Below are 1,552 nucleotides of genomic sequence, written 5' to 3'. Positions count from 1 at the left end.
CGGGTTCGGGCAGGGCGCGGCGGTCGAGTTTGCCGTTGCCGGTCAACGGCAGCACATCCATCGACACGAACGCGCCCGGCACCATGTACTCCGGCAGCCCCGAAGCCACGTGCTCCCGCAGCTCCGCGACCGTGGCCGGCGTCCCGGACGGCACCGTGTACGCCACGATCCGCCGGTCCCCGACACGATCCTCACGCACCACCACGGCACACTGGACCACACCCGCATGCGCCGCCAGCACCGCCTCAATCTCACCCAGCTCGATCCGGAAACCACGCACCTTCACCTGGTCATCGGCACGGCCGAGGTACTCCAGCCCGCCGTCCTCGTTCCAGCGGGCCAGATCACCAGTGCGATAGACACGACCACCCGCAGGCCCGTACGGATCGGCCACGAACCGCTCCGCGGTCAGCCCCGGACGCCCCAGATAACCCCGCGCCAGACCAGCCCCCGCCACATACAGCTCACCCGCCACACCCACCGGCACCGGCCGCAACGCACCATCCAGCACCCGCACCCGCAGATCGGGTATCCCCCTGCCGACCAGACTCGCCGGACGGCCGGCCACGGCCTGCACATCAAGCACCTGATGCGTGACATGCACCGTGGTCTCGGTGATCCCGTACATGTTCACCAGCACCGGAGCATCGTCCACGTGCCGCGCGTACCACTCCCGAAGCCGCCCCAGCTCCAGCGCCTCACCACCGAACACCACGTAACGCAAACCAAGCCGATCACCCAGACCGGAATCCTCCGCGTCCGCCTGCATCAACTGGTAGAAAGCCGACGGCGTCTGACTGAGCACCGTCACCCGCTCATCGACCAGCAACCGCAGAAAACGCTCCGGAGCACGACTCACCTCGTACGGCACCACAACCAGCCGCCCACCGTGCAGCAACGCACCCCACAACTCCCACACCGAGAAGTCGAAACCGTAGGAATGGAACAGCGTCCACACATCGTCCGGCCCGAAACCGAACCAGTGCCGAGTCGCCGAGAACAACCGCACCACGTTCTCGTGCGGCACCACCACACCCTTCGGACGCCCCGTCGACCCCGACGTGTAGATCACATACGCGGGATGCTCCGGACGCAGCCCCGCCACCACCCCCATCACAGGAGCACCCGCATCGGTCACCTCCGGCGGCAGGGCATCCAGCACCAGAGCGGGACGGGAATCCTCCAGCATGAACGCCACACGATCACGCGGATGATCCGGATCGATCGGCACATACGCGGCACCCGACTTCAACACGCCCAGCACCGCCACCACCAGATCCACACCCCGAGGCAACGAAAGAGCCACACACGACTCCGGCCCCGCACCCCGCCCGGCCAACCAATACGCCAGACGCCCCGCACGGGTATCGAGCTCGGCATACGACAAACTCTCACCCCCACACACCACAGCAACAGCATCCGGCGCTCGACGGACCTGCGCCTCGAACAGCTCCACCAACGTGGCCCGCTCGGCCAAAGGCTCCGGCCCGGTACCCAGCGCAAGCAATCGCTCCCGCTCGACGGCACCCAGCAGATCAAGACGGGCGACAGG

1 protein-coding gene is annotated in these 1,552 nt (G+C 67.3%); it reads right to left on the bottom strand.

Annotation, left to right across the window (positions count from 1 at the left end):
* The coding region (locus ACFW6B_RS41120) for an amino acid adenylation domain-containing protein (RefSeq protein WP_386605064.1) at positions 1–1,405 on the bottom strand (1,405 nt) is incomplete at its 3' end.
* Between the last annotated feature and the right edge of the window lie 147 nt (positions 1,406–1,552).

It is taken from the genome of Streptomyces sp. NPDC058751, assembly GCF_042746485.1.
Classification (GTDB): domain Bacteria; phylum Actinomycetota; class Actinomycetes; order Streptomycetales; family Streptomycetaceae; genus Streptomyces.
Note: the sequence above shows the minus strand (reverse complement) of the source record. Positions and strands in the feature narration are given on the sequence as shown.